Below are 23,002 nucleotides of genomic sequence, written 5' to 3'. Positions count from 1 at the left end.
GCCGTGCGCTTGACGAATATTTACGGCGAGGCGTCTTGCGGCGATTGGCAGCTGGAACAGGGCCGGCGATCGGCCTTGGGCGCAGGCGGAGAACCGGGCGGAGCGCTTCGTCAGGGCTCAATCATGTTTTGTGGCTGGCGTCTTCCTCTCCGCCGATCCTGAGTGCAGCGGCGATCTTCACCTGTGAGGCGTTGATTGACGGGCAGCAGCAAGTCGCGGCCGTCAGTGCGTCCGGTCCGCCTCCCAGTTCGCCGGCCCCCGAAATTCGATGCCGTAGCGTTCCGCCAGCTGCAGGAGCCGATCCATGTCTTCCGGCAGCCGCGGTGCCTCGGCGGCCGCCTCGATGAAGAATTCCTCCAGGCCGCCCGGCGTCAGGATGGTGAGGTTGCGTCCGGGAGACGTGCCGGTGACCCGAAAAGTGTGCGGCACGCCGCGCGGCAGGAAGATCGAGCTGCCGGGACCGACCGGAACAAGCTTGCCATCGCACCAGAACTCGTAGTCGCCTTCGATCACATGGATCACTTCGTCCTCGTTGTGATGAATGTGGATCGGTGGCCCACCGCCTGAAGGCACCTTGCTTTCGAAAACGCCAAGGATGCCGCCGCTTTCAAACCTGCCGATATTGATGGCGTAGGTCGTGTTCATCCAGTTTACCGTCCGCACGGTTCTCGCCGCAACGTTCATGGCAATTTCCTTCCGAGGTCATTTGGAATAGAGTTCCAGGCTGCTCTCCATCGCTATCGCCGACGGCCGCCGCACGGAAATCGAATGATCGTATAAGGGATATTGACCGCTTGAATTTCTCCGCCCTCGACCTGAACCTGTTGCGCGTCTTCGACGCCATGATGGCAGAGCTCTCGACGGTGCGGGCAGGCGAGCGGGTCGGCTTATCCCAGCCAGCCGTGAGTTCGGCGCTCGGCAGGTTGCGCGCCTTGTTGGATGACGAATTGTTCGTCAGGGAAGGCAACCAGATGATGCCGACGGCGCGCGCCCTCGAATTGCGCCAGCCGATCAGGCAGGCGCTGGCCGGCATGGAAGAGGCATTGGCGACGACCGCTGTTTTCGATCCCGCCACCTCGACCCGTTCCTTCATGCTGATCGGATCGGATTACTTCTCGACATTGCTGATGCCGCCGCTGGCTGCGCGCGTGGCCGAAGCTGCGCCCTCCGTCACCTTGCAGATGATCGATCATGCCTCGTCGGAAGTCTTCGAGATGCTGCGCGACGGCCGCGCGGATATCGTCATCGACCGATCGCTCGAACCGCCCGAATGGGTTGCGAGCCGCAAGGTGCTCCAGTCATGGCTGGTCTGCATCGCAAAACAGGGGCATCCGCTTCTTGCCAGCCACGGACTTCGCCCGGGAGACGCCATACCGGCAGATCTCTTCTGCGCCGTCCCTCACATTCTGCGCTCCGCCGATGGGAGCCGCACCGGAACGATCGATCCCGCCCTCGCCCGCCTTGGCCTTGCCCGGCGCGTCATGGTCACGGTGCCGCATTTCCAGGCAGTCGCCCTCGCGGTTGAATCGAGCGAAATGCTGGGAAGCATTCCGGTTCATTTTGCCCGCACCCTGATCGGCCGGCTCAAGCTCGATGTGTTCATGCCGCCGATGGAATCGCCGAAAATGGATGTGACCATGTACTGGCTTCGCCGTTTCGACGGCGATCCGGGAAGTGCATGGCTGCGAAGCGAAATCGCGCACGCGCTCGCCGCGCCGGAGACGCCTTCATTCTCATCATCGGTCGAACGATCCGAGAATTGATCCGCAGGGACGAAGAGCGTCGCTTCAGGAAAGCGCGACAGTCTCGAACAGCGCCGTCAGCCCGATGCCGCCGCCGATGCCGAGCATGGCGAGGCCGGTTGTTCCGGCAGCGCCGCTGCGCACCAGCTGGGTATGTAGCCGGGTAACGAGAATCGCGCCCGAGGCGCCGAAGGGATGGCCGAGTGCGATGGCGCCGCCTTCCCTGTTGACCGCATCCGAAGAGATTGCGAGCTGATCCAGCGAAGCCAGAACCTGGGCGGCGAAAGCCTCGTTGAATTCGATGGCGTCGACGCTGGAGAGCGAGAGCCCGGGCTGGCGCTGCAGAAGCTTCTTCGTCGAGGCGACCGGGCCTATGCCGAGCAGGTTGGGATCGACGCCGGCGGCGGCGCTGTCGATGAAGGCGAGGCCTTTTTCGATGCCCAGGCGTCTTGCCATGCCGCGGCTCATGACGAGCACCAGGCATGCGCCGTCATTCACAGGGCAGGCATTGCCTGCAGTCACTGTGCCGTCGGTCAAGAAAGCCGGCCGGAGGTTGGCCAGTGCCTCGAGCGATGTCGTCGGGCGCGGGCACTCGTCGCGTTCGATCAGGCCGTGGCCGGTGGCGATGCCGACGATCTCGGGCCGGAAGGCGCCCGCTTCGGCAGCTGCGACGGCGAGCCGGTGGCTGCGCAGCGCGAATTCATCCTGCCGCTCACGCGAGATGGCGAATTCCCGGGCGACGTTTTCGGCGGCGATGCCCATATCCGGGTCGCCGACCGTTTCGGGCGAGAACCGGGCGCGACCGTAAAAGCGCGGCAGCGCGCCATTGGCTTTCGGCCTTTCGACACGCCATGGCGCGGTGCTGACGCTTTCCACGCCGCCGGCGAGAAAGCAGGCGCCGGCCTTTGCCTGGATCAGCCGTGCGGCCATGATGATCGCCTCCAGCCCCGAGCCGCATTGCCGGTCGATGGCGACGCCGGGAACGGCAACGGGCAGGCCGGCAGCGAGTGCCGCCAGCCGGCCGATATTGCCGCCGCCGCCGGCGGCGTTGCCGACCAGCACGTCGTCTATGTCCTCGGGCGCGATCGCCGTTTCGGCGAGGATGCGGCGGATGATCGGCGCAAGCAGGTCTTCGGCCGTCACCGTCGCAAGCGCGCCGAAGGCCCGGCCGATCGGCGTGCGGTAGGCGGCAACCACGACAGGCTGCCAATCCTCGTCAGGCTGGTAGGCGTAGGACAAGACCATCTCCCGCGGTGACCGCCGCTTCCACCCGCCCCCTTGCTATCTTGCCGCTGCTCGTCATCGGCCAGGAGGCGATATGGTAGAACTGCTTGGGGATTTTGAACCTGGCAAGCTTGTCTGCGCAATGGCCGGCCAGAATTTTTGCATCAACGGCCTCGCCGGAGACGACGGCGACGATGCTCTGGCCGTAATAGTCATCCGGCAGGCCGAAGACCACGGCATCCTCGACGCCGGGGCAGGTTTTGAGCGCGCTCTCGACTTCGGCGGGATAGACGTTGTTGCCGCCCGATATCATCATTCCGCCCGCCCGGCCGATCACCCGCAGCATGCCGCCGGCATCGATCTCGCCGAGATCGCCGACCGTGGCACCCGCCTCGGTGACCCGGAAAGCCTGGCCGTCGTCGCCCCAGAGATAACCGTCGGCGATCAGATCGCTGTTCACGAAGATGGTCCCCGGCACATCGGCGCCGACATCGTTTCCCTCAGGGTCGCGGATGGAGATTTCGACGCCGGGATAGGCCTGCCCCACCCGGTCGATCGGGAAATCGACCGGCCCGCCGACAAGCGTCGAGACGGTCATGAAGCCAATCTCGGATGCGCCGTAATATTCCCGGATGCGCGCCTTGGGAAAGAGGCGGCGCATGGATCCGACCTCGTTGAGGTTCAGCTTGGCGCCGGCGGTCAGCACGTCGCGCAGGCAATTCAGCGCCGGCTCGCCCGCCCATGCCCGGGCAATCCCGGCGATATGGGTCGGGACGGCAACCAGCCGTTCGATCTTTTCGGCGGCGAGAATGCGCGCGACGGAAGCCGGGTCCCATTTCCGCACCGAATGAAAGCTTCCTCCGGCATCGAGCGCTTCGACCAGGGCGTAAAGCGCCAGCCCATGCGCGAGCGCGCCCGGGCATAGCGTCGAGGGTGCGTCTTCGAGTTCGAAGATGAAGCGCCCGCGATCGAGGCTGCGGCGCCACTGCTCGCGTGAGCGGCAATAGGCCTTCGGCTCGGCGGTGGTGCCTGATGTGAAACCGATCAGGAAGATGCCCTCGGCATCACAGGGCAGGTCGGCTGCCGCAGCGGAGAGATCGAAGGGCTCGGCGCCGGCGACGATGACAGGAACGCCGAGCCTGCGGGCGATCCCGGCACTTCGGCTCGCATCGTCGTCGACGACGAGCACGTCGGGCGCCAGACGCTCGATGATGCGCTCGATCCTTTCCGGCGGCATCATCGGGTCGATGACGGCGCAGGCATTCGGCAAGGCGGTCGCTGCCGTGAAATATTCGGCAAATCCGATGTGGTTGCCGAGGCTCAAGACCACGAGTTTCTCGACGCCGGGCAGATCGAACGTGCGGTTGCCGGAGCACGGAAGCTCACGGAGAAAGCGGCAGATCGCCCGGGCGCGCAGATAGAGCGCGCCATAGCTCAGGGTGCTGCCGTCGATCACCAGCGCCGGCTTGTCGGGCCTGTCCTTGGCGTGGCGAAGAAGCGCTGCGTGGATCGGCATGGATCAGCCCTGCGACAAGGCGGCTCTGGTCGCCTCCGGGATCGGCGTCGGGCGGCTGTCGGAAAGGGCGACGCAGACCCAAACAAGTCCAGCCGTTGCGCAATGGGCGCCGTCGCGCCGGCGAAAGAGCTCGATCGTAAAGGCGAGGCTGGTGCGCCCGATCTTCTCGACGGCGACCTTCGCCTCGACGACATCGTCAACGTCGATCGGGTTGTGAAAGGTGATTTCCGCCTTCTTGACGTGATAGGCCACACCCGAGGTGGTGTGACGGAAATGGCCGAGGATCTCGCGGTGCCTGAGGAACTCGACGACGGCATCCTCGCAATAATCGAGGTAAACCGAATTATGGACATGGCCATAGATGTCGATGTCTCGCATCGAGACCCGGAACGATGCTAAAGGCCTGTCGTCAACGCTCATTCGATCACCCAAAATTGGTGGGCTGTTCTAACCGCTGTTCTCAGGGGGATGCAAATGCAATATCAGGCGGTGGTGCGAAAATTCGGTCCGGTCCAAGAGGTCGTCGGGATCGAGCGGACGCCGCTGCCGGCGCTGCGGCGCGATCAGGTGCGGGTGCGGCTGCTGGCGCGCTCGATCAATCCTTCCGATATCATCACCATTTCGGGCGCCTATGCCGGCCGCACGACCCTGCCCTTCATTCCGGGCTTCGAGGCCTTCGGCGTGGTCGAAGCCTGCGGTGAAGAGGTCTATGGACTGCCGCCGGGGACGCGCGTACTGCCGGTGCGCAGCGCCGGCGGCTGGCAGGAGTTCAAGGACACCGACCCGAACTGGTGCCTGCGCGTGCCGGAGACGCTTTCCGATTTCGAGGCGGCGACCAGCTACGTAAACCCGATGACGGCCTGGCTGATGCTGCATATCAAGATCGGGCTGAGACCGGGCATGCGCATCGCCGTCAATGCCGCCGCCTCCTCGATCGGATCGATCCTGATCGGCCTCGCGAATGCCGTTGGTGTCGAGCCGGTGGCGATCGTCCGCAGCGAAGAATCCCGCCGGCGCCTGCGCGGCCGGCTCGAGGCTGTCATCGTCGACAGGGAGGACAGCGACCTGGCAGCCGGGCTCGCCGGCCGGCATGGCCTGGACGCCGTGCTCGACTGCGTCGGCGGCCCGCGCGCCTCTGTTCTTGCCGATGCGCTGAAGCCCGGCGGCCATTTCGTGCACTATGGGCTGCTCTCCGGTGAAAGCATCCCGAATTCCTTCTGGGCCACCCATTCCGACATCACCTTTTCCTTCTGCCATCTTCGGGAATGGGTCCATTCCGAAACCATCGACAATGTCCAGCGCGCTTATTCAGAGGTGGCCGCGCAGATCGCCGCAAAGGTGATCGCAACCGAGGTGCGGGAGGTGTTTCCCTTGGAAAGGATCGGCGAGGCGCTGCAAGCCGCCCTTCCCTTCCGGACTGGCGGCAAGGTGCTGCTCGCTTGAGGGGCCACGCTCCAACCTTGCTTCTTGCGCCCAGCCCCGGGTGGCCGACCTCGCCCTTCGAGGCCCCTGCGGGGCACCTCAGGATGAGGTCGGAGAGAGGCCGCGGCCTTCTCCAACACCCATTGTTGTCCGCGCGGCATCCACCAACCCCCTCATCCCGAGGTGCGCAGGCCGAAGGCCGAAGCCTCGAAGGACACGCTCCGATCTTGTTTCTTGCCTCTATTCAAACCCTACTCGGCCCCATGCCGGAGCCGCGATCGGATGATCTCAGGATGGTTCTGCTCAGCCCATTGGATCAGGGTTTTCATGGGAGTGAGGAAAGATCGACCCAGTTCCGTCAGCTCGTATTCCACGCGCGGCGGCACCTCGGGGTAGACGGTGCGGCTGATATAGCCGTCCTGCTCCAGGTGCCGCAGCGTCTTGGAGAGCATCTGTTTGGAGATGTCGCCGACCTCGCGCAGCAGCTCGTTGAAGCGCTTCTTTTCGGTTTCCAGCGCCTCGAGCGTCAGCAGGCTCCATTGATCGCCGATGCGGTCGAGCACGCCCCTGATCGGGCATCCCGCGCCCGGCCCGTCCGTTTTCTCAGGCATGGCGTCCTTCCTCTCGGTCATCGCGCGCTGACCTTGGCACTGAAAACTGCCTTCTTGCTGGGCATTTCGCGCTGTCCTAGACCAAGCCTTATAGTCTGTTTCTTAGACTAGATCGCGGAGCCATACCAAGGAGCTTGATGCATGACATTCGGGAAATCGCTTTGCGCGCTCGCCATTCTAGGGGGCATCGCCATGCCTTCCGGCGCTTTTGCCGCCTCTCGGGATTTGAAGGTCGAGGAAGCCAATCGGAAGCTGGTGGTGGAGTTCTACGACCGCTTCTTCAACAAGCATGATGTCGAGGCGGCGTCGGTGGTCGCGGAGGATTATCGACAGCACAATCCTCAGGTTCCCGATGGGAGGAAGCCACTCGTTTCCTTCTTCACCGGTTTCTTCAAGGACAATCCTCAATCGAAGGCAGAAATCGTTCGCACCGCGGCTGACGGCGATCTCGTCTGGCTGCATGTTCATGCGACGAACGGCGCGGACGACCGCGGCGAGGCGATCGTCGATGTTTTCCGCGTCAAGGACGGCAAGATCGTCGAGCACTGGGACGTGATCCAGGCCGTTCCGAAAGAAGCAGCCAACAAGAACACTATGTTCTGAAACAATGGGGCCGGCTCTCGCCGGCCTCGACCATTGGGCGGTTAGGTGAGCGACAGCCGCGTCGCGCACCAGTCCCATACCGCGTCCACGGCCTTTCGCGGCGATGACGAGCGTTTGCGGACGAGGAAGTAATTGGGACCGATGGTCGCCGTCGCGTCCGTGACCTGCACCAGGCGCCCGGCCTCGAGATCGGCTGCCACGAAGGCGCGGCATGCGAGCACCACGCCCTGGCCGGCGAGTGCCGCATCCAGGGCCAGCGTCGTGTGGTTGAATGCCGCGCCGGACAGCTTCTCGCGGCTTCCCAGGAATACCCGCCAGTGATCTTGCGAGTCATGCAGGAGCGGCAGGCTGCGAAGCGCTTCATTGGCGAGCGGAAGGGTGAGGCCTTTGACCAGATGCGGGCTCGCGACCGCGACCAGTTCCTGGCGAAACAGCAGCTCTGCCTGCAGGGTCGCCGGAAAAGGCTGCCGGGTGAGGCGCACGGCGATATCCACCTGGTCGCGGTCGAAATCCGCCAGCGCCTCGGTGGCGACCGTTCTCAGATCTATGTCGGGAAGGGCGGTGTAGAGTTCGGCTAGGCGCGGTATCAACAGCTTTGCGGCGACGGTCGGTGTGACGCTGATCGTCACGGTTTCCGGCCGCGCGAGAAGCCGTCCGGTTGCCTCGCCGAGCGTATCGAAGGCTCGGGTCACGTCCGCCAGATAGGCCGCGCCCTGCGCGGTCAGCGCGAGCCCGCGGGGAAGGCGCTGGAACAGCATCAGGCCGAGCTGACCTTCCAGCCCGCGAACCTGCTGCGCAACCGCCCCTTGCGTGATGCCCAGCTCCTCGGCGGCGGTGCGGAAATTCAGCCTGCGGCCGGAAACCTCGAAGGCACGCAGCGCATTCAGGGGCGGCAGCTGGCGGCGGGATTGAGTCATTGATTCACCCAGTAGATTTTCTACAGTCTGGCATGTTTCTTTCTCGCGCGAAAGTCAGCACCGCATCTGGCATAATGCCTTGGAAATTCAGCAGTCGGAGATTTCAATGTCTGAAGAAAAAGTCGCTCTCATCACCGCTGGCGGATCCGGCATGGGCGCCGCAGCCGCGCGGAAACTGGCCGCGGACGGCTACCACGTCGCCGTGCTCTCCTCCTCCGGCAAGGGCGAGGCGCTGGCAGAGGAACTCGGCGGCGTCGGCGTCACCGGCTCCAACCAGTCCAACGAGGACGTGAAGCGGCTCGTCGATCTCTCGATGGAGCGATGGGGGCGCATCGACGCGCTGGTCAATTCCGCTGGCCACGGCCCGCGCGCGCCGATCCTCGATATCTCGGACGAAGACTGGCACAAGGGCATGGAGGTTTATTTCCTGAGCGCTGTGCGCCCGATCCGGCTGGTCGCGCCGATCATGGAGAGGCAGGGCGGCGGCGCCATCGTCAATATCTCGACGGCATGGGCTTTCGAACCCTCGCCGATGTTCCCGACCTCGGCCGTCTTCCGGGCGGGCCTGGCGAGTTTCACCAAGATCTTCGCGGATAGCTATGCGGCCAAGAATATCCGCCTGAACAACGTCCTGCCCGGCTGGATCGACAGCCTGCCCGCCACCGAGGAGCGGCGCGACAGCGTTCCGATGCGCCGCTACGGCACGAGCGAGGAGATCGCGGCCACCATCGCCTTCCTCCTGTCGGAGGGCGCGGGCTACATCACCGGCCAGAACATCCGCGTCGACGGCGGCATCGCCCGGTCCGTCTGAGCGGGAGCTCGCCGGTGGATTTGACTGACATCGACGCCGCGGCATGGGCGGAGCTCGAAACGGCTGCGGCGGACCCGCAGTCCGGTTTCCGCTATCTCAACCTCTGCTCCGTCGATGCCGAGGCGAGACCGCAGGCGCGCATGGTGGTGCTCCGCGCGGCTGACAGGTCGGCGCGGCGTCTCGAATTTCATACGGATACGCGGAGCCCCAAATGGCTGGAGCTTTCGGCCAATCCTCACGTCACGGTCCTGGGCTTCAGCGCCGGGAGCCGGCTGCAGCTTCGGCTACAGGGAAAGGTCGAGCTTCACGGGCCGGGAAGCGGAGCGGCTGAGGCCGCATGGGACAAGCTGCCCGCGCGGACACGGACGACCTATGCCGGCGGCCCGCCCGGGGACCAGCGCGCCTTCCAAACCACCGATATGCCAGAGCCTGCGGATGTGGCCGAGGGAAAGGCGCGCTTCGGCCTCTTGATCTTTCAGGCCCGGTCGCTGGACTGGTTCCAGCTGCGCCGCCAGGACAATCGGAGGGCGTTGTTCTATTATGAGGAAGCCGGGGCCCTCTCCGGTTGCCAATGGCACAAGGCCATGACGAGGTCGGGTAAATTTGAAAGCTGGCACCGATCATAGAGCTTTGATGGGCGAGCGGTATCGGCTAGCATCCTTGGGCAGCGGCAAGACTCAAGCGGCGGGCCCGGGAGATGCGATAATGAAGCACAGATTCCTGATGTTCGCGATGCTCGCGCTCGGCTCGGCATGGCCGGTGTCCGGCGCCTTCGCTACGGCGCAGCCGATTTTCTGGAGCGCCTTGCGGCCGGCCGATCAGGCCAGGGCGACGGTTCCGCTGTCGCCGAAAATGGTCAGCGGCCCGCAGGGCGAAACGCTGGTCTGGCGTGACGAGGGCCAATCGGTCGAACTGACAGGCTTCGTCCTGCCGATCGATCAGGACGGCGATCTCGTCTATGAATTCCTGCTGGTGCCTTGGGCCGGGGCCTGCAGCCACATGCCCACGCCGCCGCCCAACCAGCTGGTCCGTGTCATCCCGCAGGAGCCTCTGCACCTTGAAAAAATCTATGAGACCGTCACCGTGACGGGCGCGCTGCGGCCCGGCCTGGATCAGGCGCAGTTCTTCATGATCGACGGTGTCCGCGTCCTGTCCTACGGCTACAGCATGGGTCATGCCGAGGTGGCGAAGGCGACGGCAACGAAAGACCCGGATCTGCTGTCGCTATCGCCTTTCGGTGTCGTGCCGCGCTAGCGGAGAGGAGCGCGCCCCTCTCCCGACATACGGCCTCGTGTCAGATGTCGAAGGAACTCGGGAGGATCACCACGTCGCGGATCGTCACATTGCGCGGCCGGGTCAGCATGAAGAGCACGGCTTCCGCTACGTCGCGAGGTTCGATCAGCGCGCCCGCCTCTTTTGCCTTGCGCAGGTTCTCTTCCGGCCAGTCTTTCAGCAGCGCGCTGCTGACAGGGCCCGGCGAGACGGAGCCGACGCGAATGCCGTTCTTCAGGAGTTGCCGCCGCATGGTCTGGACGAAGCAGTGCATCGCCCACTTCGAAGGCGAATAGACAGGCTCCCATGGAACCGCGGCTTGGCCCGCGACCGAACTGGTGACGATGATGTCTCCCGTCCCTCTCTCGATCATGTGGGGCATGACCGTGCGGACGTTCTTGATGACCACGTTGACGTTCAGATTGAGCATGCGGTCGATCGCGTCGAGATTCGCTTCCACCAGATCCCCGCCGATATAGCTGCCGGCATTGGCGTGGAAGATGTCGAGCTGACCGACCTTCGAGAGAATGCCATCGAGCAGGCCGGCGCAATCCTCGGGGTTGAGGAGGTCGAGCGGCAGCGCGATCGCCTTCTCTCCCAGCCTGCCGCAGGCCGCACTCAGCGCCGCCTCGTCCCGGTCTATCATCACGACCGTACCGCCGGCCGCGATGATCGCTTCTGTCGACGCCAATCCAATGCCCGAGGCAGCGCCAGTGATGGCCGCGACTTTGCCTTGCAAACCGTTCATATCCACTCCTCCACTGTGTCGATCTTCTATCGCATGCGAGGTCCGCCATGGCTAGAAGTTCGCGGCGTGGCGGGGATGGTGTGGATGATCGGGCGGTGGTGCGCCGGGTGCTTCGGCGCGGGAGAGAATGCCTGACATCTCGTCCGTCATACTCAGGCTTGTCCTGGCTTGTCCCGAGTATCTGCCTCCGGTCGATAGGGCAGCAGATCCTCGGCACAAGGCCGAGGACGACGCCGAGTAGAAATGAAACGGCTGCAGAAAAGTGGCCGGAGGCCAACCCCACACTCCTCACGAAATCAGGTCATGTGGACAAGGCCCCACTCTCGGCCGTCATTCCTGTGCCTGTCACAGGAATCCAGCCACCGCGCGTCCGCGCGGTGAATGACTTACTGCCAGGCAAAGGAGTCTTCTGCGCCCAAGGACTTGGGCGCACTGGATCCCTGTGACATCCCTCGGGCGAAGCCTGAGGCTACAGGGATGACGGCGGAGAGGTGCCTATATCCACCTAATCTGACTCGGTGAGACAGGAGAATGAACGCCTTGAGCAATACAAGGCATCCCGTACAGACAAAAAAGCCCGGGCGCGGCCGAAACCGCGCCCGGGCAAAACTCACTGAACCGATCAGACGAGATCGAAGCGGTCGGCGTTCATCACCTTGTTCCAGGCGGCGACGAAGTCCTTGACGAACTTCTCCTTGGCGTCGGCCTGGCCGTAGACTTCGGCGAAGGCGCGCAGCTGCGAGTGCGAGCCGAAGATCAGGTCGACGCGGGTGCCGGTCCACTTGGCAGCACCCGTCTTGCGGTCGCGGCCTTCATAGACTCCGTCCTTGCCGGCGGCCGGAACCCACTGGGTGGCCATGTCGAGCAGGTTGACGAAGAAGTCGTTCGTCAGCGTCTCGGGACGGGCGGTGAAGACGCCGTGTTCCGGCTGGCCGGCCTTGAGGACACGCAGGCCGCCGACGAGGACGGTCATCTCAGGGCCGGTCAGCGTCAGCAGCTGGGCGCGGTCGACGAGCGCTTCTTCCGGCTTCATGAACTGCAGGCGCTTGTCGTTCACGTAGTTGCGGAAGCCGTCGATGCGCGGCTCGAGCGCTGCGAAGGAATGCGCATCCGTCTGGGCTTCGGAGGCATCCATGCGGCCCGGCGTGAAGGGCACGCTGACGGCGGTGCCGCCGGCTGCCGCGGCCTTCTCGACGCCGGCTGCACCGGCGAGCACGATCAGGTCGGCGAGCGAGATCTTCTTGCCGCCGGTCTGGGCGGCGTTGAAGTCCTTCTGGAGGCCTTCGAGGACGCCGAGCACCTTGGCGAGCTGGGCCGGCTGGTTGGCTTCCCAGTCCTTCTGCGGCGCAAGCCGGATGCGGGCGCCATTGGCGCCGCCGCGCTTGTCGGAGCCGCGGAAGGTCGAGGCAGACGCCCAAGCGGTCGAAACCAGCTCCTGCACGCTAAGGCCGGTGGCGAGAACCTTGGCCTTCAGCTCGGCAATGTCCTTGTCGTCGACGAGGGGATGATCGACGGCCGGGATCACGTCCTGCCAGATCAGGTCTTCGGCAGGAACCTCAGGGCCGAGGTAGCGGACTTTTGGGCCCATGTCGCGGTGGGTCAGCTTGAACCAGGCGCGGGCGAAAGCGTCGGCGAACTGATCCGGATTCTCCAGGAAACGGCGCGAGATCTTTTCGTAGATCGGGTCGAAACGCAGCGCCAGGTCGCTCGTCAGCATGGTCGGCAGATGCTTCTTGCCGGCCTCGTAAGCATCCGGAATGGAGGCTTCGGCGTTCTTGGCCTGCCACTGATGCGCGCCGGCCGGGCTCTTCGTCAGCTCCCATTCATAGGCGAATAGGTTTTCGAAGAAGTAGTTGCTCCACTTGGTCGGCGTTTGCGACCAGGTGACTTCGAGGCCGGCGGTGATCGCATCCTTGCCAACGCCGCTGCCGAACGAGCTTTTCCAGCCGAGGCCCTGGTCCTCGATCGCCCCGCCTTCCGGCTCGGCGCCGATGAAGGACGGGTCGCCGGCGCCATGCGTCTTGCCGAAGGTGTGGCCGCCGGCGATCAGCGCCACGGTTTCTTCGTCGTTCATCGCCATGCGGGCAAAGGTTTCGCGGATGTCACGCGCCGAAGCGAGCGGGTCGGGATTGCCGCCCGGGCCTTCCGGGTTGACGTAGATCAGGCCCATCTGCACAGCGCCGAGCGGCTCGGCGAGCTGCCGTTCGCCGCTGTAGCGCTCATCACCGAGCCAGGTGCCTTCAGGACCCCAGTAGAGCTCTTCCGGCTCCCAGACGTCGGCGCGGCCGCCGGCGAACCCGAAGGTCTTGAAGCCCATGGATTCCAAGGCGACGTTGCCGGTGAGGATCAGAAGGTCGGCCCAGGAGATGCGGTTGCCGTATTTCTGCTTGATCGGCCAGAGCAGGCGGCGGGCCTTGTCGAGGTTGGCATTGTCGGGCCAGCTGTTGAGTGGCGCAAAACGCTGCTGGCCCTGGCCGGCGCCGCCGCGCCCGTCGGTGATGCGGTAGGTGCCGGCGCTGTGCCAGGCCATGCGGATGAAGAGACCGCCGTAATGGCCGAAGTCGGCCGGCCACCAATCCTGCGAATCGGTCATCAGCGCGGTGAGATCCTTCTTCAGCGCGTCGAGATCGAGCTTCTTGAACTCCTCGGCATAGTCGAAATCCTTGCCCATCGGATCGGCGCGGCCGGAATTGTGATGAAGAATCTGCACGTTCAGCTGGTTCGGCCACCAGTCGCGGTTGGAAGGGCCGCGCGGCTTGTTGCCATGGGCCACAGGACATTTGCCTGCGGTGTCAGTGGGGTTGTCCATGATCGTCTCCTTCATTGCTTGATCTGTCTGCGGTTCAAAAAGATGAGCCGAGCTGGCGCCCCACTCTCTCCCTTGCAGTCTTCATATCGGAAGCGTTCAATAATTTTAAGTTGGATTTACTGATTGCTGCGATAAGCTGAGCTTATGAAAAATCTTACCCTGAAACAGCTACGTTATTTTGAAGCCTTGGCAAGGGACGGCCGTTTTCGCCGTGCCGCCGATGCCTGCGCCATCTCCCAGCCGGCGCTCTCCATGCAGATCAAAGAACTTGAGCAGGAGTTGGGCAGCGAACTCTTCGAGCGCGGCGCCCGCGAGGTGAAGCTCACCCCGTTCGGCCAGACCTTCGCGCTGCGCGTTCGCGATATCCTGCGCGCCGTGGACGAGCTCGGCGAGTTTGCCCGCGCCTCGCGCGACAGTTTCCTCACGCGCCTGCGCATCGGCATCATCCCGACGATCGCGCCTTATCTGCTGCCGGCGATTATAAACGATCTCAACAAAAGCTTCGCGGGAATTCAGATCGAGGTGCGCGAGACGCAGACGGGCAAGCTGGTCCAGGAGCTGGCGCAGGGCCAGCTCGATATGGCGATCGTCGCGCTGCCGGTATCGGAACCCTCGCTGACCGAGCTCGAACTGTTCAAGGAGGAGTTCGTGCTGGTCCGGCGGCACGAGGATGGCGGCAAGCCGGTGCCCGAACGCGAGGCGCTACGCGAAATGCGGCTGCTGCTGCTCGAAGAGGGCCACTGCTTCCGCGACCAGGCCCTGTCATTCTGCAAGGTGGGGCCCGCCCGCCCGCGGGAAATCATGGAAGGCAGCTCGCTCTCCACCCTCGTCCAGATGGTCGGCGCCGGCATCGGCGTCACTTTGATCCCGGAGATGGCCGTTCCGGTCGAAACGCGCTCGGCCCATGTCTCGATCTCCCGCTTCCCGTCGCCGCAGCCATCGCGAACCATCGGCATGGTCTGGCGCAATTCCACGCCGATGGCCAAGCAGTTGCAGGAGGTCGCCGAGGCGGTGCGCCGCTCGGCGGAGGCGATGCGGGAGCAGTATGCCGAGGGGTGACGAACGACGGCTGTCGCAGTCGGTGCCCAACACTTGCCTTTGTGGGGAAGGTTGAGGATCGATAAGTGCCAGCGCCTTCGCGTTACGGCCTTCGCTTGAAGGTATGGTCGGCTGTGGGGAACTTCCGCGCGCGCACCTCGTCGGCATAGGCGGCGGCGGCATCCGCGACCCTCTTGCCAAGATCGTCGTAACGCTTGACGAAACGAGGCTTGAAATCGTTGAAGAGCCCGAGAATGTCGTCGCAGACCAGAACCTGGCCGTCGCACGCGGCCGAGGCGCCGATGCCGATGGTCGGTATGTGTATGGCTGAAGTCACCTCGCGCGCAAGCGGTTCCACCGTGCCTTCGACGACGACGGCAAAAGCTCCCGAGCCGCCGATGGCATGTGCGTCGCGCCGGATCTTCGAGGTCTCGTGTTCGGAGTGCCCGACGGAACGATAGCCCCCGGCGGTCTGGACCTGCTGCGGCATCAGCCCGATATGCCCCATGACCGGTATCCCGCGCTTCGTCAGGAAGCCGATGGTCTCGGCCATCTCCTCCCCGCCTTCCAGCTTGACGGCGTCGCAGCCGGTCTCCTGCAGGATGCGCACGGCGTTGCGGAATGCAACCTCTTTCGATTCCTGGTAACTGCCGAACGGCATGTCGACGACGACGCAGGCCTTGGCGACGCCGCGCATCACAGCCCTGCCGTGGGCGATCATCATATCGAGCGTGACGCCGATGGTGGTCTCCATGCCGTAGAGCACCATGCCGAGCGAATCCCCGACCAGCAGCAGGTCGCAATGCTCATCGAGCAGCCGTGCAATCGGCGTGGTGTAGGCCGTCAGGCAGACAATCGGTTTGCCGCCCTTCATGGCCGAGATGCGGGCTGGCGTCAGGCGCTTCTGGGTTCCGGTGGCGCTCATTTCGTCACTCCCTTTCCGGACTGCCCGGTCATGCGGTTGTTCCGGACGATGTTATTGTCCCCGGCGCTTTGGCTACGGATCACCCGATTGTCGAGAAGCCGCGTCGTGCCGATGCTGATGAAGAGCGCCACGACGATGGGGTCTTCGATCCTAGCGACCGGCGCGAGCGTCGAAGCATCCCGGACGGCGACAACTTCCGCCTTTGCCAGGGGCTGCCGGCCGATGAAGGCGGTGAGCTTTTTCTCGAGCTCCCCGGCATCGGTGAGACCCTCGGAGACCAGGCGCTCGGCCTCATCGAGCGTCTGAGGAACGATCACCGCCGCGCGACGTTCGTCGGGGCTGAGATAGACATTGCGCGACGACAGAGCGAGGCCGTCGCTGTCGCGCACCGTCGGAACCGCAATCACCCGCACCGGCACGGCGAGATCCTCCACCATGCGCTTGATGATGACGACCTGCTGGTAGTCCTTCTCTCCGAAATAGGCGGTCTGCGGCTGGACGATGTTGAACAGCTTAGAAACGACGGTGGCGACACCGGCGAAATGGCCGGGCCGGACTGCGCCTTCGAGCTCGCGGCCGAGATCGGGAACGTCGACCACCGTCTCCATAGGGCGAGGATACATGTCCTCGACGCCGGGCGCGAAGAGGAAGTTGACGCCGGCCTGCTTGAGCATGGCGCCATCGCGTTCGAGATCGCGCGGATATTTGCCGAGGTCTTCGGCCGGCCCGAATTGCAGCGGATTGACGAAGATCGAGACGACGACAATGTCGTTTTCGGCCCGGGCGCGCGTGACGAGCTGCATGTGCCCGGCATGGAGATAACCCATGGTCGGCACGAGGCCGACGGTGCGCCCCTGCCGCTTCAGCGCGTCGAGCGTGTGGCGCAGCTCTTCAATATTCGAGAAAACCCGCATGCATCCTCCCCGCGGCCGGTCATTCTTCTTGGGCGCGGATAAGAAATGTAATCGAAGCCAGAGGTCAATGCACTTCCTGACAAAAAACGATTAGATGCATGGCCGGCGGATCAGGCTGGCCCAGTCAACTCGGAAATCGAATCTCATACCCGGCTCGCCGCACGGCTAGCGCGGGGCTAGCAATTTGCGAACTGCGCCTCTATCTACCCCCCCTCCTTCAAGATACCATCACAGTCGGCCGTTATGGAGTTTACATGAACAAACCCTGGAAGATCAGCCGCGGGCCGATAGCGGCGACCGAGCTCGATGTTGAGAAGGCAAACGCGATCAACTCGCTGTTGATCCGGCCGGTCGGCGTGCTTCCGGCCAAGCCCGGTGATCCCGTCCTCCCCTTCGTCGTCGGCCTGTTCAACGAGCTGCGCCCGCTCTTAAAGCCTGATGCCGGCGTGACGGCGCTCCGGCGCGCGACCGCTGCCTATGTCCACTGTCGGCGCTATTATTTCGCAAGCGCCCAACCCGATTCCATGCGCCATAATCTCGAGGGCGAACCCGTTGAAGCGCTGTCGCAGGAGGACAGGCTGGTCGCGCAGAAGCGCTTCCTGAGCCTGAAGCAGACCGCCCACAAGTCCGAGCCGCCCGAGGAGGTGGCGCCGGTCCCTCCTCCCGTCATCAGCAAGAACGAGCAGATCCGCGCCGCCCTCCTCCGCAAAAGAAACGCCGTCCAATAGGGTAACCGACGTAGGTCTTGCTCCTCCTGCCGCCAGACCGGTGCGTTTCCACGGCAGGTTGCCGTTTGCCGCATAAGAATGCTGCAACGGGTCGACGACGGCGCGCCTGGCGGATTCTGCTTGCCAGTGTGGTGGCGGGCGCCCGGTGGGAAGCCGCGGGGCCGGCCATCACCTTCGCCGCCGGCGCGGCCTTTGCGGGGCTCGCCGACGCTGCCCTCCTCGTCGTCAAAGCAACCATGACGCAGAAGTCTTGAAGAATATTGCGCTCGACATGCAGTGGAAGAATAACCTGCTGGTGTATTCTCAGGTCAGACTATTTCCTGTGCAACGTAAGGTAGTTATAACTTCAGTTATTTCACGCTTTACAGAGCTTTAACGCTATTACTCTAATTTAAGCACCAGCTATTAAATCTCGCTGGACGTTCTAAAACGATGCGCTTTCTGGTTGCAGCTTCCCTCTTTGCAATGGCCGCAGCCCAGTCCGCGGCGGCCGATCTTTCCGCCTACAAGCGGCCGCTGACGGTGCCTTTCGAGAAGGTGACGCCCTATTCGCCGCAACTCGCGACGCTCGGCAAGATGTTGTTCTTCGATCCCCGGCTTTCCGGCAACAAGAACATGACCTGCGCCAGCTGTCATAATCCTTCCTTCGGCTTCGAGACGCCGGTGAAGACACCGATCGGCGCGGCCAATACCGCGCTCGCCCGGCAGGCACCGACGGTTCTGAACGTCGCCTGGGTGTCCCCCTTCTTCTGGGATGGCCGCGCGCAGAATCTGGAGGAGCAGGCGGCGGGCCCCATCACCGCAGCCGCCGAGATGAACGGCAAGCTCGAGACTGCTGTCGCTGAAATGCAGAACATTCCCGATTACAAGGCGTGGTTTGGCGAGGTCTTCCCCGAAAAGGGCATCACAAGGGAGACGATCCTGACGGCGATCGCCACCTATGAGCGGACCGTGGTTTCCAACTGGTCGCCCTTCGACCGCTGGGTGGATGGCGACGAGAAGGCGGTCTCCGACGGCGCCAAGCGCGGCTTCGAGGTCTTCACCGGTAGCGCCGGCTGTTCCGCGTGCCACTCCGGCTGGAATTTCACTGACAACAAGTTCCATGACATCGGCCTGCCGGATGAGGATATGGGCCGCTTCAAGATCGATCCGAGCAGTCCGAACAATCAGCATGCTTTCAAGACGCCGGGACTGCGAAACACGCTCTATCGCGGCCCCTATATGCACGATGGCAGCCTGAAGAGCATGGACGAGGTGATTGCCCATTATGAAAGCGGCGGCGTCGGCCGCCCCTCGCAAGATGCCGCCATGATGCCCTTCCTGCTGACGGACCAGGAGCGCGATGATCTGATCGCCTTTTTGGGAACTCTGACCGCCGAGAAGCAGGACATTCCCCTGCCGACGTTGCCAAACTGAGGTGCATATCATGACACTCTCCATACGCATGCAGATACTCTTCCCCATGGTGGCGACAATCGTCGTCGGCTTCGGCAGCGCCCTCCTGATCGGCAACCAGGCTATCACCGGCCAGGCCCGGGTCGCCGCTGTGGTGCAGGAGGCTGTGAACGCCAAGTTGGCGTCGGCCCATATCGAACAACAGTTCCGGCAGGCGACATCGGTGGTCGACCGGGTACTATCGATGACGAATTTCGTGCCGGCAGCCGAGGTCAAGGCAGCGTTCGAGGAAAGAAATGGCGCACTTTCGCAATCGCTCGATGAACTTGGGCGCGTTGATCTCGCAATGTCGCTGACCGAGGGGGTGCGCTCGCTTCGCGAGGCGCATGGCGCCTGGGAAACGGACGTCAAGGTGAGCCTCGGCCTGCAGCAGGCAGACCAAGTCCCGACGGCCGAGAAGCTGGCGCGCTCGCAGCAGGCGATCATGACCGGCATCACAACCGTCAACAGTATCGTCGACAGGATCGCGACCGAAAGCGTCGCCGAAGCGGGCAAGGCCCTGGAATCGAAGATCGAAGCCGAACTGGCGCTCGCGGGTCTTGCCGCCATCATCGGCCTCGGCATTCTCATTGCCATCGCCCGGCATGTGTCGCGTCCGATCCAGCGCATCACCCGATCCATGCAGGAACTGGCCGCGGGCGAGACTGATAAGGCGATCCCCTATGCCGGGCGCGGCGACGAAATCGGGCTGATGGCGGGCTCCGTCGAAATCTTCCGCCAGAACGCCATCGCCCGGATCCGGCTGGAAAGCCAGGCCGAGGAAAACCGGCGTCTGGCCGAAGCAAACCGGCTGGCCGACCAGGAGCAGGCGGAGCGCAGCGCTGCAGCACGGCTGAAGACTGCGACCTCGGGCCTCGCCGCCGGCCTGAAACGTCTCGCCGAGGGCGATCTCGCCTTCCAGCTCTCGGATCGGTTCGCGCCGGAATTCGAGCCGCTGCGGCACGACTTCAACGCATCGGTGGAGCAGCTCGGCGGCACGCTGCTTTCGGTTTCAAAAAGCGTGTCGATCATCAATTCGGGCACTCGCGAGATCAACAACGGTTCCAGCGAACTTTCCGGCCGTACCGAACGGCAGGCTGCGACGCTCGAGGAGACCGCCGCTGCGCTCGACGCCGTGACCGCCAAGGTGAGCCAAGCCTTCACGATCGCCGAAGAGGCGCGCAACGTTGCCGACAACGCCAATCGCAGCGCGATGGCATCCGGCAAGGTGGTGGCTCAGACCGTCGACGCCATGGGTCAGATCGAGGAATCCTCCAAGCAGATCAACAATATCATCGGCGTCATCGACCAGATCGCCTTCCAGACCAATCTGCTGGCGCTCAACGCAGGCGTCGAAGCTGCACGCGCCGGCGAGGCCGGCAAGGGTTTTGCCGTCGTCGCCCAGGAAGTGCGCGAGCTTGCCCAGCGTTCGGCCCAGGCCGCCCGGGAGATCAAGGAGCTGATCGGGCGGGCATCCGCCAAGGTCGCGAGCGGCGTCGAGCTGGTCAACCACACCGGCGCGGCGCTTAGCGACATCGGCCGTTTCATCGTCGATATCAACCAGCGCATGGAAGCGCTCGCCGCCTCGGCGCGCGATCAGGCGACCAGCCTGTCGGAAGTCAATTCGGCCATGGGCCAACTCGACCAGGTAACCCAGCAGAACGCGGCCATGGTGGAGGAAACAACCGCCGCCAGCGTCACACTGGCCAGCGAAGCCGAACGGCTGCGCGAACTGGTCACCCAGTTCGAATTGGGCGGGGCAGAGTCCGGCACGCGGAGCTATCGCGACGCAGCGTGAGGTAAGCACGATTAGCTCCCGGCCCGGCCGACAGCCGGGATTTTTACACGCAGCAGGGCCATCAGCATCGAGCCGAGTGCAAATTCACCCCGTTCGGCGCGCCGCGTCAGGTGCCTGAGATAGCCTCCGGCGGAGTTGATGCACTCTCCCCTTTGCAGGATGCAGGCCATGACGATGGCGGCGCTTTCCGGCCCCATCACGCGTGACGCCGCCTCATAGGCGGACGGACTGACGGCGAGCATCGAGCGCACCACGATGGCGGCTGTCAGCAGATCCCGCCAGCTGCCTATCACCCCACCCGGGCCATAGTCGGCGATGTCGGGGCAGGCCAGGAGAACAGTGGCGAGGGGGAAGGATGTCAGTTCCCCTGCCCTCGGCCCAACGGCGAAGCGCGATTCCTCCCGGTGGTTTGTTTGCGCTCGCAGCCCGTCTTTCTGCGGCTTCGTTGCCGATCGCAAAAGCCAGTCAGGCTGCCCCGCCGCTTGCCTCTGCCGCGTTTCAAAGCTCGGTTCAGATTCAGATATAGATTCGGTGTGGGAATCCTGTATGTGACGCTCAATCTGGGATTCACTGGTGCTCGCTATCCGCATTTTCTCATGAAGATCCAGCAGGTTGGCGATGTCTTCGCGGGTCGCCTCGAGGTCTTCGAGGATCGGCCTGAGGCTTTCGATGGTCGCGGCCCTCGGGATACCCTGCAGGATCGTCTGGAACATTGAAGTTACGTGCTCCCAATCGCCCGGAACGGCTTCCGCGGCCGCGGCGGCAAGAAGCTTGGCAATGTCGCGCCGGCAGATGGTCAGCCGCTCCTTCATCGCGCGCAGCATCTGCCGGTCGGCGGCGATCCGAGCCGCCATCACCTCGATCTCCGAGGCGCGGGCCAGCAGCGGGGCGAGGCTGAAGCCATAGGCCTCTTCGATCACGCCATCCCGGCCGCGGCGGACATAACGCTTGCCGTTCGGGCTGTCCTTGCGGGAGATGAGGCCGGCCTCGACGAGCAAGGCGAGATGCCGGCGCAGCGTGGCGGCGGCCATGCCGCGTGCCCGAAGCGAAAGCTGCGCATTCGAGGGAAAGACCACCAGCCCTTTCTCACTGGAGAGCTCGTCCTCGGGATAGAAGCTCAGCAGCGAATCGAGCACGGTGAGCGCCCGGTCGGTCACGCCGAGCCCTGCCCGGGCTTCGCAGACGGATCGGAAAAAGGCAAGCGTCATCGGCCGCCGCCCGAAGGGCGTCGTCACAGATTCACTCTCCATTTCCTTCACCTCTGTTCAGGCAAAAGAAGTCCGCTCACCGAAACGATGCGAGGGAAAAGTGCTGCAGCGTCATTTGCGCGTCTGAAAAGACACGGGGTGCGCGCTTCAGGACTCTTGACGGGGATTCGTGAAAATGCGATTCTCTGTCTTGCTTAAGGATGTGAGAAGGGCTTCCACGACTCGTTCGTTTGGGGGCCTTTTTCTTTTGCGGTTTCAGTCTCCTTGTTTGCCCTCCTCGGCGAGGAATTGCTCATAGAGCGCATCCAGCCTGCCGGAGAGAAATTCACCGAAACGGCCGGCATTTTTCGCCTTCATCGAGAGCGAGAACGCCTTGCCGTCATTCCTCATTTCCGCGTGGACAGCCTTATCAAGCGGCTGCCATGTCACCTTCCTGGCGGCCGCTGTTTTCTTCACCGGCCGCGCGCTTTTGTTCAGCGCCGCATAGAGCGCTTCGAAACGTTTGTCGGAAGGTAACTGATGAAAGTTGTCGCCTTCGAGGACCTTGGCGACACTTGCGGCATTGGCCGATTTGCCGGCGAGCAGCGACAGTTCCACCCAGCGCTCGCGCCCGACGCCGGGCGCCGGGCCGATCGCCTGGACGACTTCCTGCGGCAGCCGCTCCATCACCGATATCATCTTCGAGACCGAAGCCGCATTGGCGGCGAGCGCCGTCGAGATCACCTCCCGGTCATAGCCGAGCTCCTCCAGCCGCCGGGCAAAGAGCGCCCGCTCGATGAAGGTGAGGTCGGCGCGGGCCGAATTTTCCTGGCCCTGAGCGATGACATGGGTGCGGTCGTCGATCGCCTTGACGACGGCGCGGACATTGCGGCCGAGCTCGCGGGCGGCGCGCAGGCGCCGGTGGCCGAAGACCACCTGATAGCGTCCGTCGATCGTCCCATGGGGACGCACGAGAATGGGCGTGTCCTGTCCGCGTACGCGGATCGCCTCGACCAGCGCGCGGAACGCCTCGTCGTCCTCCGACAGCCGGTCCTTGACAAAGGAGACCTCGACGGTGTCAGGGTCGAGATCGACTACCGCCTCGCCTTCGAGGAATTTTTCCGCCTGCTTGGCAAGCTCATCCAGCGAGCGGACGAGCGAGCGGCCGGCCCCGCGCATCGGATAGTTCGGCGCGCCGGCGCTCTCGTCAGGCATTTCGGCCAGCCCCTCAAGCAGGTTCTTTCGTGCCATGACTTTCTCCGATTGCGGGCATTCCATTGATTTGCTTCAAGGAAACGGCGAA

The 23,002-nt window shown here is 63.8% G+C and carries 23 protein-coding genes; 11 read left to right on the top strand and 12 right to left on the bottom strand.

The features are described from left to right. Positions 1–222 precede the first annotated feature (222 nt). Complete coding sequence (locus tag EFD56_RS20115) at positions 223–684, bottom strand: cupin domain-containing protein (protein WP_016735372.1); 462 nt, start codon at positions 682–684, stop codon at positions 223–225. Positions 685–794: 110 nt separating this feature from the next. On the opposite strand from EFD56_RS20115, the gene EFD56_RS20110 reads away from it, so the two are divergent. Then, complete coding sequence (locus EFD56_RS20110) at positions 795–1,763, top strand: LysR family transcriptional regulator (protein WP_010009566.1); 969 nt, start codon at positions 795–797, stop codon at positions 1,761–1,763. 24 nt (positions 1,764–1,787) lie between these two features. On the opposite strand, the gene EFD56_RS20105 is transcribed toward EFD56_RS20110, so the two are convergent. From EFD56_RS20105 to EFD56_RS20095, 3 genes are read right to left on the bottom strand one after another with little or no spacing between them, the layout of a single operon-like run. After that, positions 1,788–2,981, bottom strand: a complete 1,194-nt coding sequence (locus tag EFD56_RS20105) for a thiolase family protein (protein ID WP_183817945.1) — start codon at positions 2,979–2,981, stop codon at positions 1,788–1,790. Continuing rightward, the gene (locus EFD56_RS20100) at positions 2,959–4,482 is read right to left on the bottom strand and encodes a class I adenylate-forming enzyme family protein (protein ID WP_126906055.1); all 1,524 of its coding nucleotides are present in this window, start codon (positions 4,480–4,482) and stop codon (positions 2,959–2,961) included. Before EFD56_RS20100 ends, EFD56_RS20105 begins: the two co-directional genes overlap by 23 nt. A 3-nt stretch (positions 4,483–4,485) precedes the next feature. Then, on the bottom strand, positions 4,486–4,902 hold the full coding sequence (locus EFD56_RS20095; protein ID WP_010008077.1) for an acyl-CoA thioesterase: 417 nt from the start codon (positions 4,900–4,902) through the stop codon (positions 4,486–4,488). A gap of 54 nt (positions 4,903–4,956) precedes the next feature. Between EFD56_RS20095 and EFD56_RS20090 the strand changes: the two genes are divergently transcribed. Beyond that, entirely contained in the window at positions 4,957–5,925 is a 969-nt protein-coding gene (locus tag EFD56_RS20090) for a zinc-dependent alcohol dehydrogenase family protein (RefSeq protein WP_126906054.1), read from the top strand. 230 nt (positions 5,926–6,155) lie between these two features. Here EFD56_RS20090 and EFD56_RS20085 read toward each other — a convergent pair whose 3' ends face one another. After that, positions 6,156–6,515, bottom strand: coding sequence for a winged helix-turn-helix transcriptional regulator (locus EFD56_RS20085; protein ID WP_064823811.1), 360 nt, complete (start codon positions 6,513–6,515; stop codon positions 6,156–6,158). 141 nt (positions 6,516–6,656) lie between these two features. Here EFD56_RS20085 and EFD56_RS20080 point away from each other — a divergent pair, with 141 nt between their 5' ends. After that, positions 6,657–7,118: a nuclear transport factor 2 family protein gene (locus EFD56_RS20080; RefSeq protein ID WP_010008154.1), complete on the top strand. Its 462-nt coding sequence runs from the start codon at positions 6,657–6,659 to the stop codon at positions 7,116–7,118. A 41-nt stretch (positions 7,119–7,159) separates the two neighbouring features. Here EFD56_RS20080 and EFD56_RS20075 read toward each other — a convergent pair whose 3' ends face one another. Next, on the bottom strand, positions 7,160–8,035 hold the full coding sequence (locus EFD56_RS20075) for a LysR substrate-binding domain-containing protein (RefSeq protein WP_004674075.1): 876 nt from the start codon (positions 8,033–8,035) through the stop codon (positions 7,160–7,162). A gap of 106 nt (positions 8,036–8,141) precedes the next feature. On the opposite strand from EFD56_RS20075, the gene EFD56_RS20070 reads away from it, so the two are divergent. The 3 genes from EFD56_RS20070 (at position 8,142) to EFD56_RS20060 (ending at position 10,100) form a co-directional block, all read left to right on the top strand. Then, on the top strand, positions 8,142–8,846 hold the full coding sequence (locus EFD56_RS20070; RefSeq protein ID WP_010025415.1) for an SDR family oxidoreductase: 705 nt from the start codon (positions 8,142–8,144) through the stop codon (positions 8,844–8,846). Positions 8,847–8,860: 14 nt separating this feature from the next. Then, positions 8,861–9,472, top strand: a complete 612-nt coding sequence (locus EFD56_RS20065; RefSeq protein WP_085744421.1) for a pyridoxamine 5'-phosphate oxidase family protein — start codon at positions 8,861–8,863, stop codon at positions 9,470–9,472. Between the two features lie 79 nt (positions 9,473–9,551). Beyond that, entirely contained in the window at positions 9,552–10,100 is a 549-nt protein-coding gene (locus tag EFD56_RS20060; RefSeq protein ID WP_210289248.1) for a DUF3299 domain-containing protein, read from the top strand. Positions 10,101–10,140: 40 nt separating this feature from the next. On the opposite strand, the gene EFD56_RS20055 is transcribed toward EFD56_RS20060, so the two are convergent. Both EFD56_RS20055 and katG read right to left on the bottom strand, forming a co-directional pair. Then, positions 10,141–10,866 carry an SDR family oxidoreductase gene (locus EFD56_RS20055; RefSeq protein WP_064823809.1) on the bottom strand — a complete coding sequence of 242 codons (726 nt, stop codon included), beginning with the start codon at positions 10,864–10,866 and terminating at the stop codon, positions 10,141–10,143. A 622-nt stretch (positions 10,867–11,488) separates the two neighbouring features. Next, positions 11,489–13,675 carry a catalase/peroxidase HPI gene (gene katG / locus EFD56_RS20050; protein ID WP_064824284.1) on the bottom strand — a complete coding sequence of 729 codons (2,187 nt, stop codon included), beginning with the start codon at positions 13,673–13,675 and terminating at the stop codon, positions 11,489–11,491. 144 nt (positions 13,676–13,819) lie between these two features. Between katG and EFD56_RS20045 the strand changes: the two genes are divergently transcribed. After that, complete coding sequence (locus EFD56_RS20045; protein ID WP_004674065.1) at positions 13,820–14,734, top strand: hydrogen peroxide-inducible genes activator; 915 nt, start codon at positions 13,820–13,822, stop codon at positions 14,732–14,734. A gap of 82 nt (positions 14,735–14,816) precedes the next feature. On the opposite strand, the gene panB is transcribed toward EFD56_RS20045, so the two are convergent. Both panB and panC read right to left on the bottom strand, forming a co-directional pair. After that, positions 14,817–15,638: a 3-methyl-2-oxobutanoate hydroxymethyltransferase gene (panB, locus tag EFD56_RS20040; protein ID WP_016735359.1), complete on the bottom strand. Its 822-nt coding sequence runs from the start codon at positions 15,636–15,638 to the stop codon at positions 14,817–14,819. Beyond that, positions 15,635–16,552 (bottom strand): pantoate--beta-alanine ligase, encoded by a 918-nt coding sequence (gene panC / locus EFD56_RS20035; RefSeq protein WP_064823808.1) that lies wholly within the window; start codon positions 16,550–16,552, stop codon positions 15,635–15,637. The genes panB and panC overlap by 4 nt, the downstream gene beginning before the upstream one ends. 254 nt (positions 16,553–16,806) lie before the next feature. Here panC and EFD56_RS20030 point away from each other — a divergent pair, with 254 nt between their 5' ends. The 4 genes from EFD56_RS20030 (at position 16,807) to EFD56_RS20015 (ending at position 20,512) form a co-directional block, all read left to right on the top strand. Beyond that, positions 16,807–17,280, top strand: coding sequence for a ProQ/FINO family protein (locus EFD56_RS20030; RefSeq protein ID WP_010006212.1), 474 nt, complete (start codon positions 16,807–16,809; stop codon positions 17,278–17,280). 65 nt (positions 17,281–17,345) lie between these two features. Continuing rightward, positions 17,346–17,534 carry a hypothetical protein gene (locus EFD56_RS20025; protein ID WP_010006213.1) on the top strand — a complete coding sequence of 63 codons (189 nt, stop codon included), beginning with the start codon at positions 17,346–17,348 and terminating at the stop codon, positions 17,532–17,534. 178 nt (positions 17,535–17,712) lie between these two features. After that, complete coding sequence (locus EFD56_RS20020; RefSeq protein WP_016735355.1) at positions 17,713–18,696, top strand: cytochrome-c peroxidase; 984 nt, start codon at positions 17,713–17,715, stop codon at positions 18,694–18,696. 10 nt (positions 18,697–18,706) lie between these two features. After that, entirely contained in the window at positions 18,707–20,512 is a 1,806-nt protein-coding gene (locus EFD56_RS20015; protein WP_085744422.1) for a methyl-accepting chemotaxis protein, read from the top strand. 11 nt (positions 20,513–20,523) lie between these two features. On the opposite strand, the gene repC is transcribed toward EFD56_RS20015, so the two are convergent. Continuing rightward, entirely contained in the window at positions 20,524–21,762 is a 1,239-nt protein-coding gene (repC, locus tag EFD56_RS20010; RefSeq protein ID WP_126906053.1) for a plasmid replication protein RepC, read from the bottom strand. 213 nt (positions 21,763–21,975) lie between these two features. Continuing rightward, positions 21,976–22,950, bottom strand: a complete 975-nt coding sequence (gene repB / locus EFD56_RS20005; RefSeq protein WP_037147085.1) for a plasmid partitioning protein RepB — start codon at positions 22,948–22,950, stop codon at positions 21,976–21,978. Between the last annotated feature and the right edge of the window lie 52 nt (positions 22,951–23,002).

This window comes from Rhizobium phaseoli, assembly GCF_003985125.1.
Lineage (GTDB): Bacteria > Pseudomonadota > Alphaproteobacteria > Rhizobiales > Rhizobiaceae > Rhizobium > Rhizobium phaseoli.
Note: the sequence above shows the minus strand (reverse complement) of the source record. Positions and strands in the feature narration are given on the sequence as shown.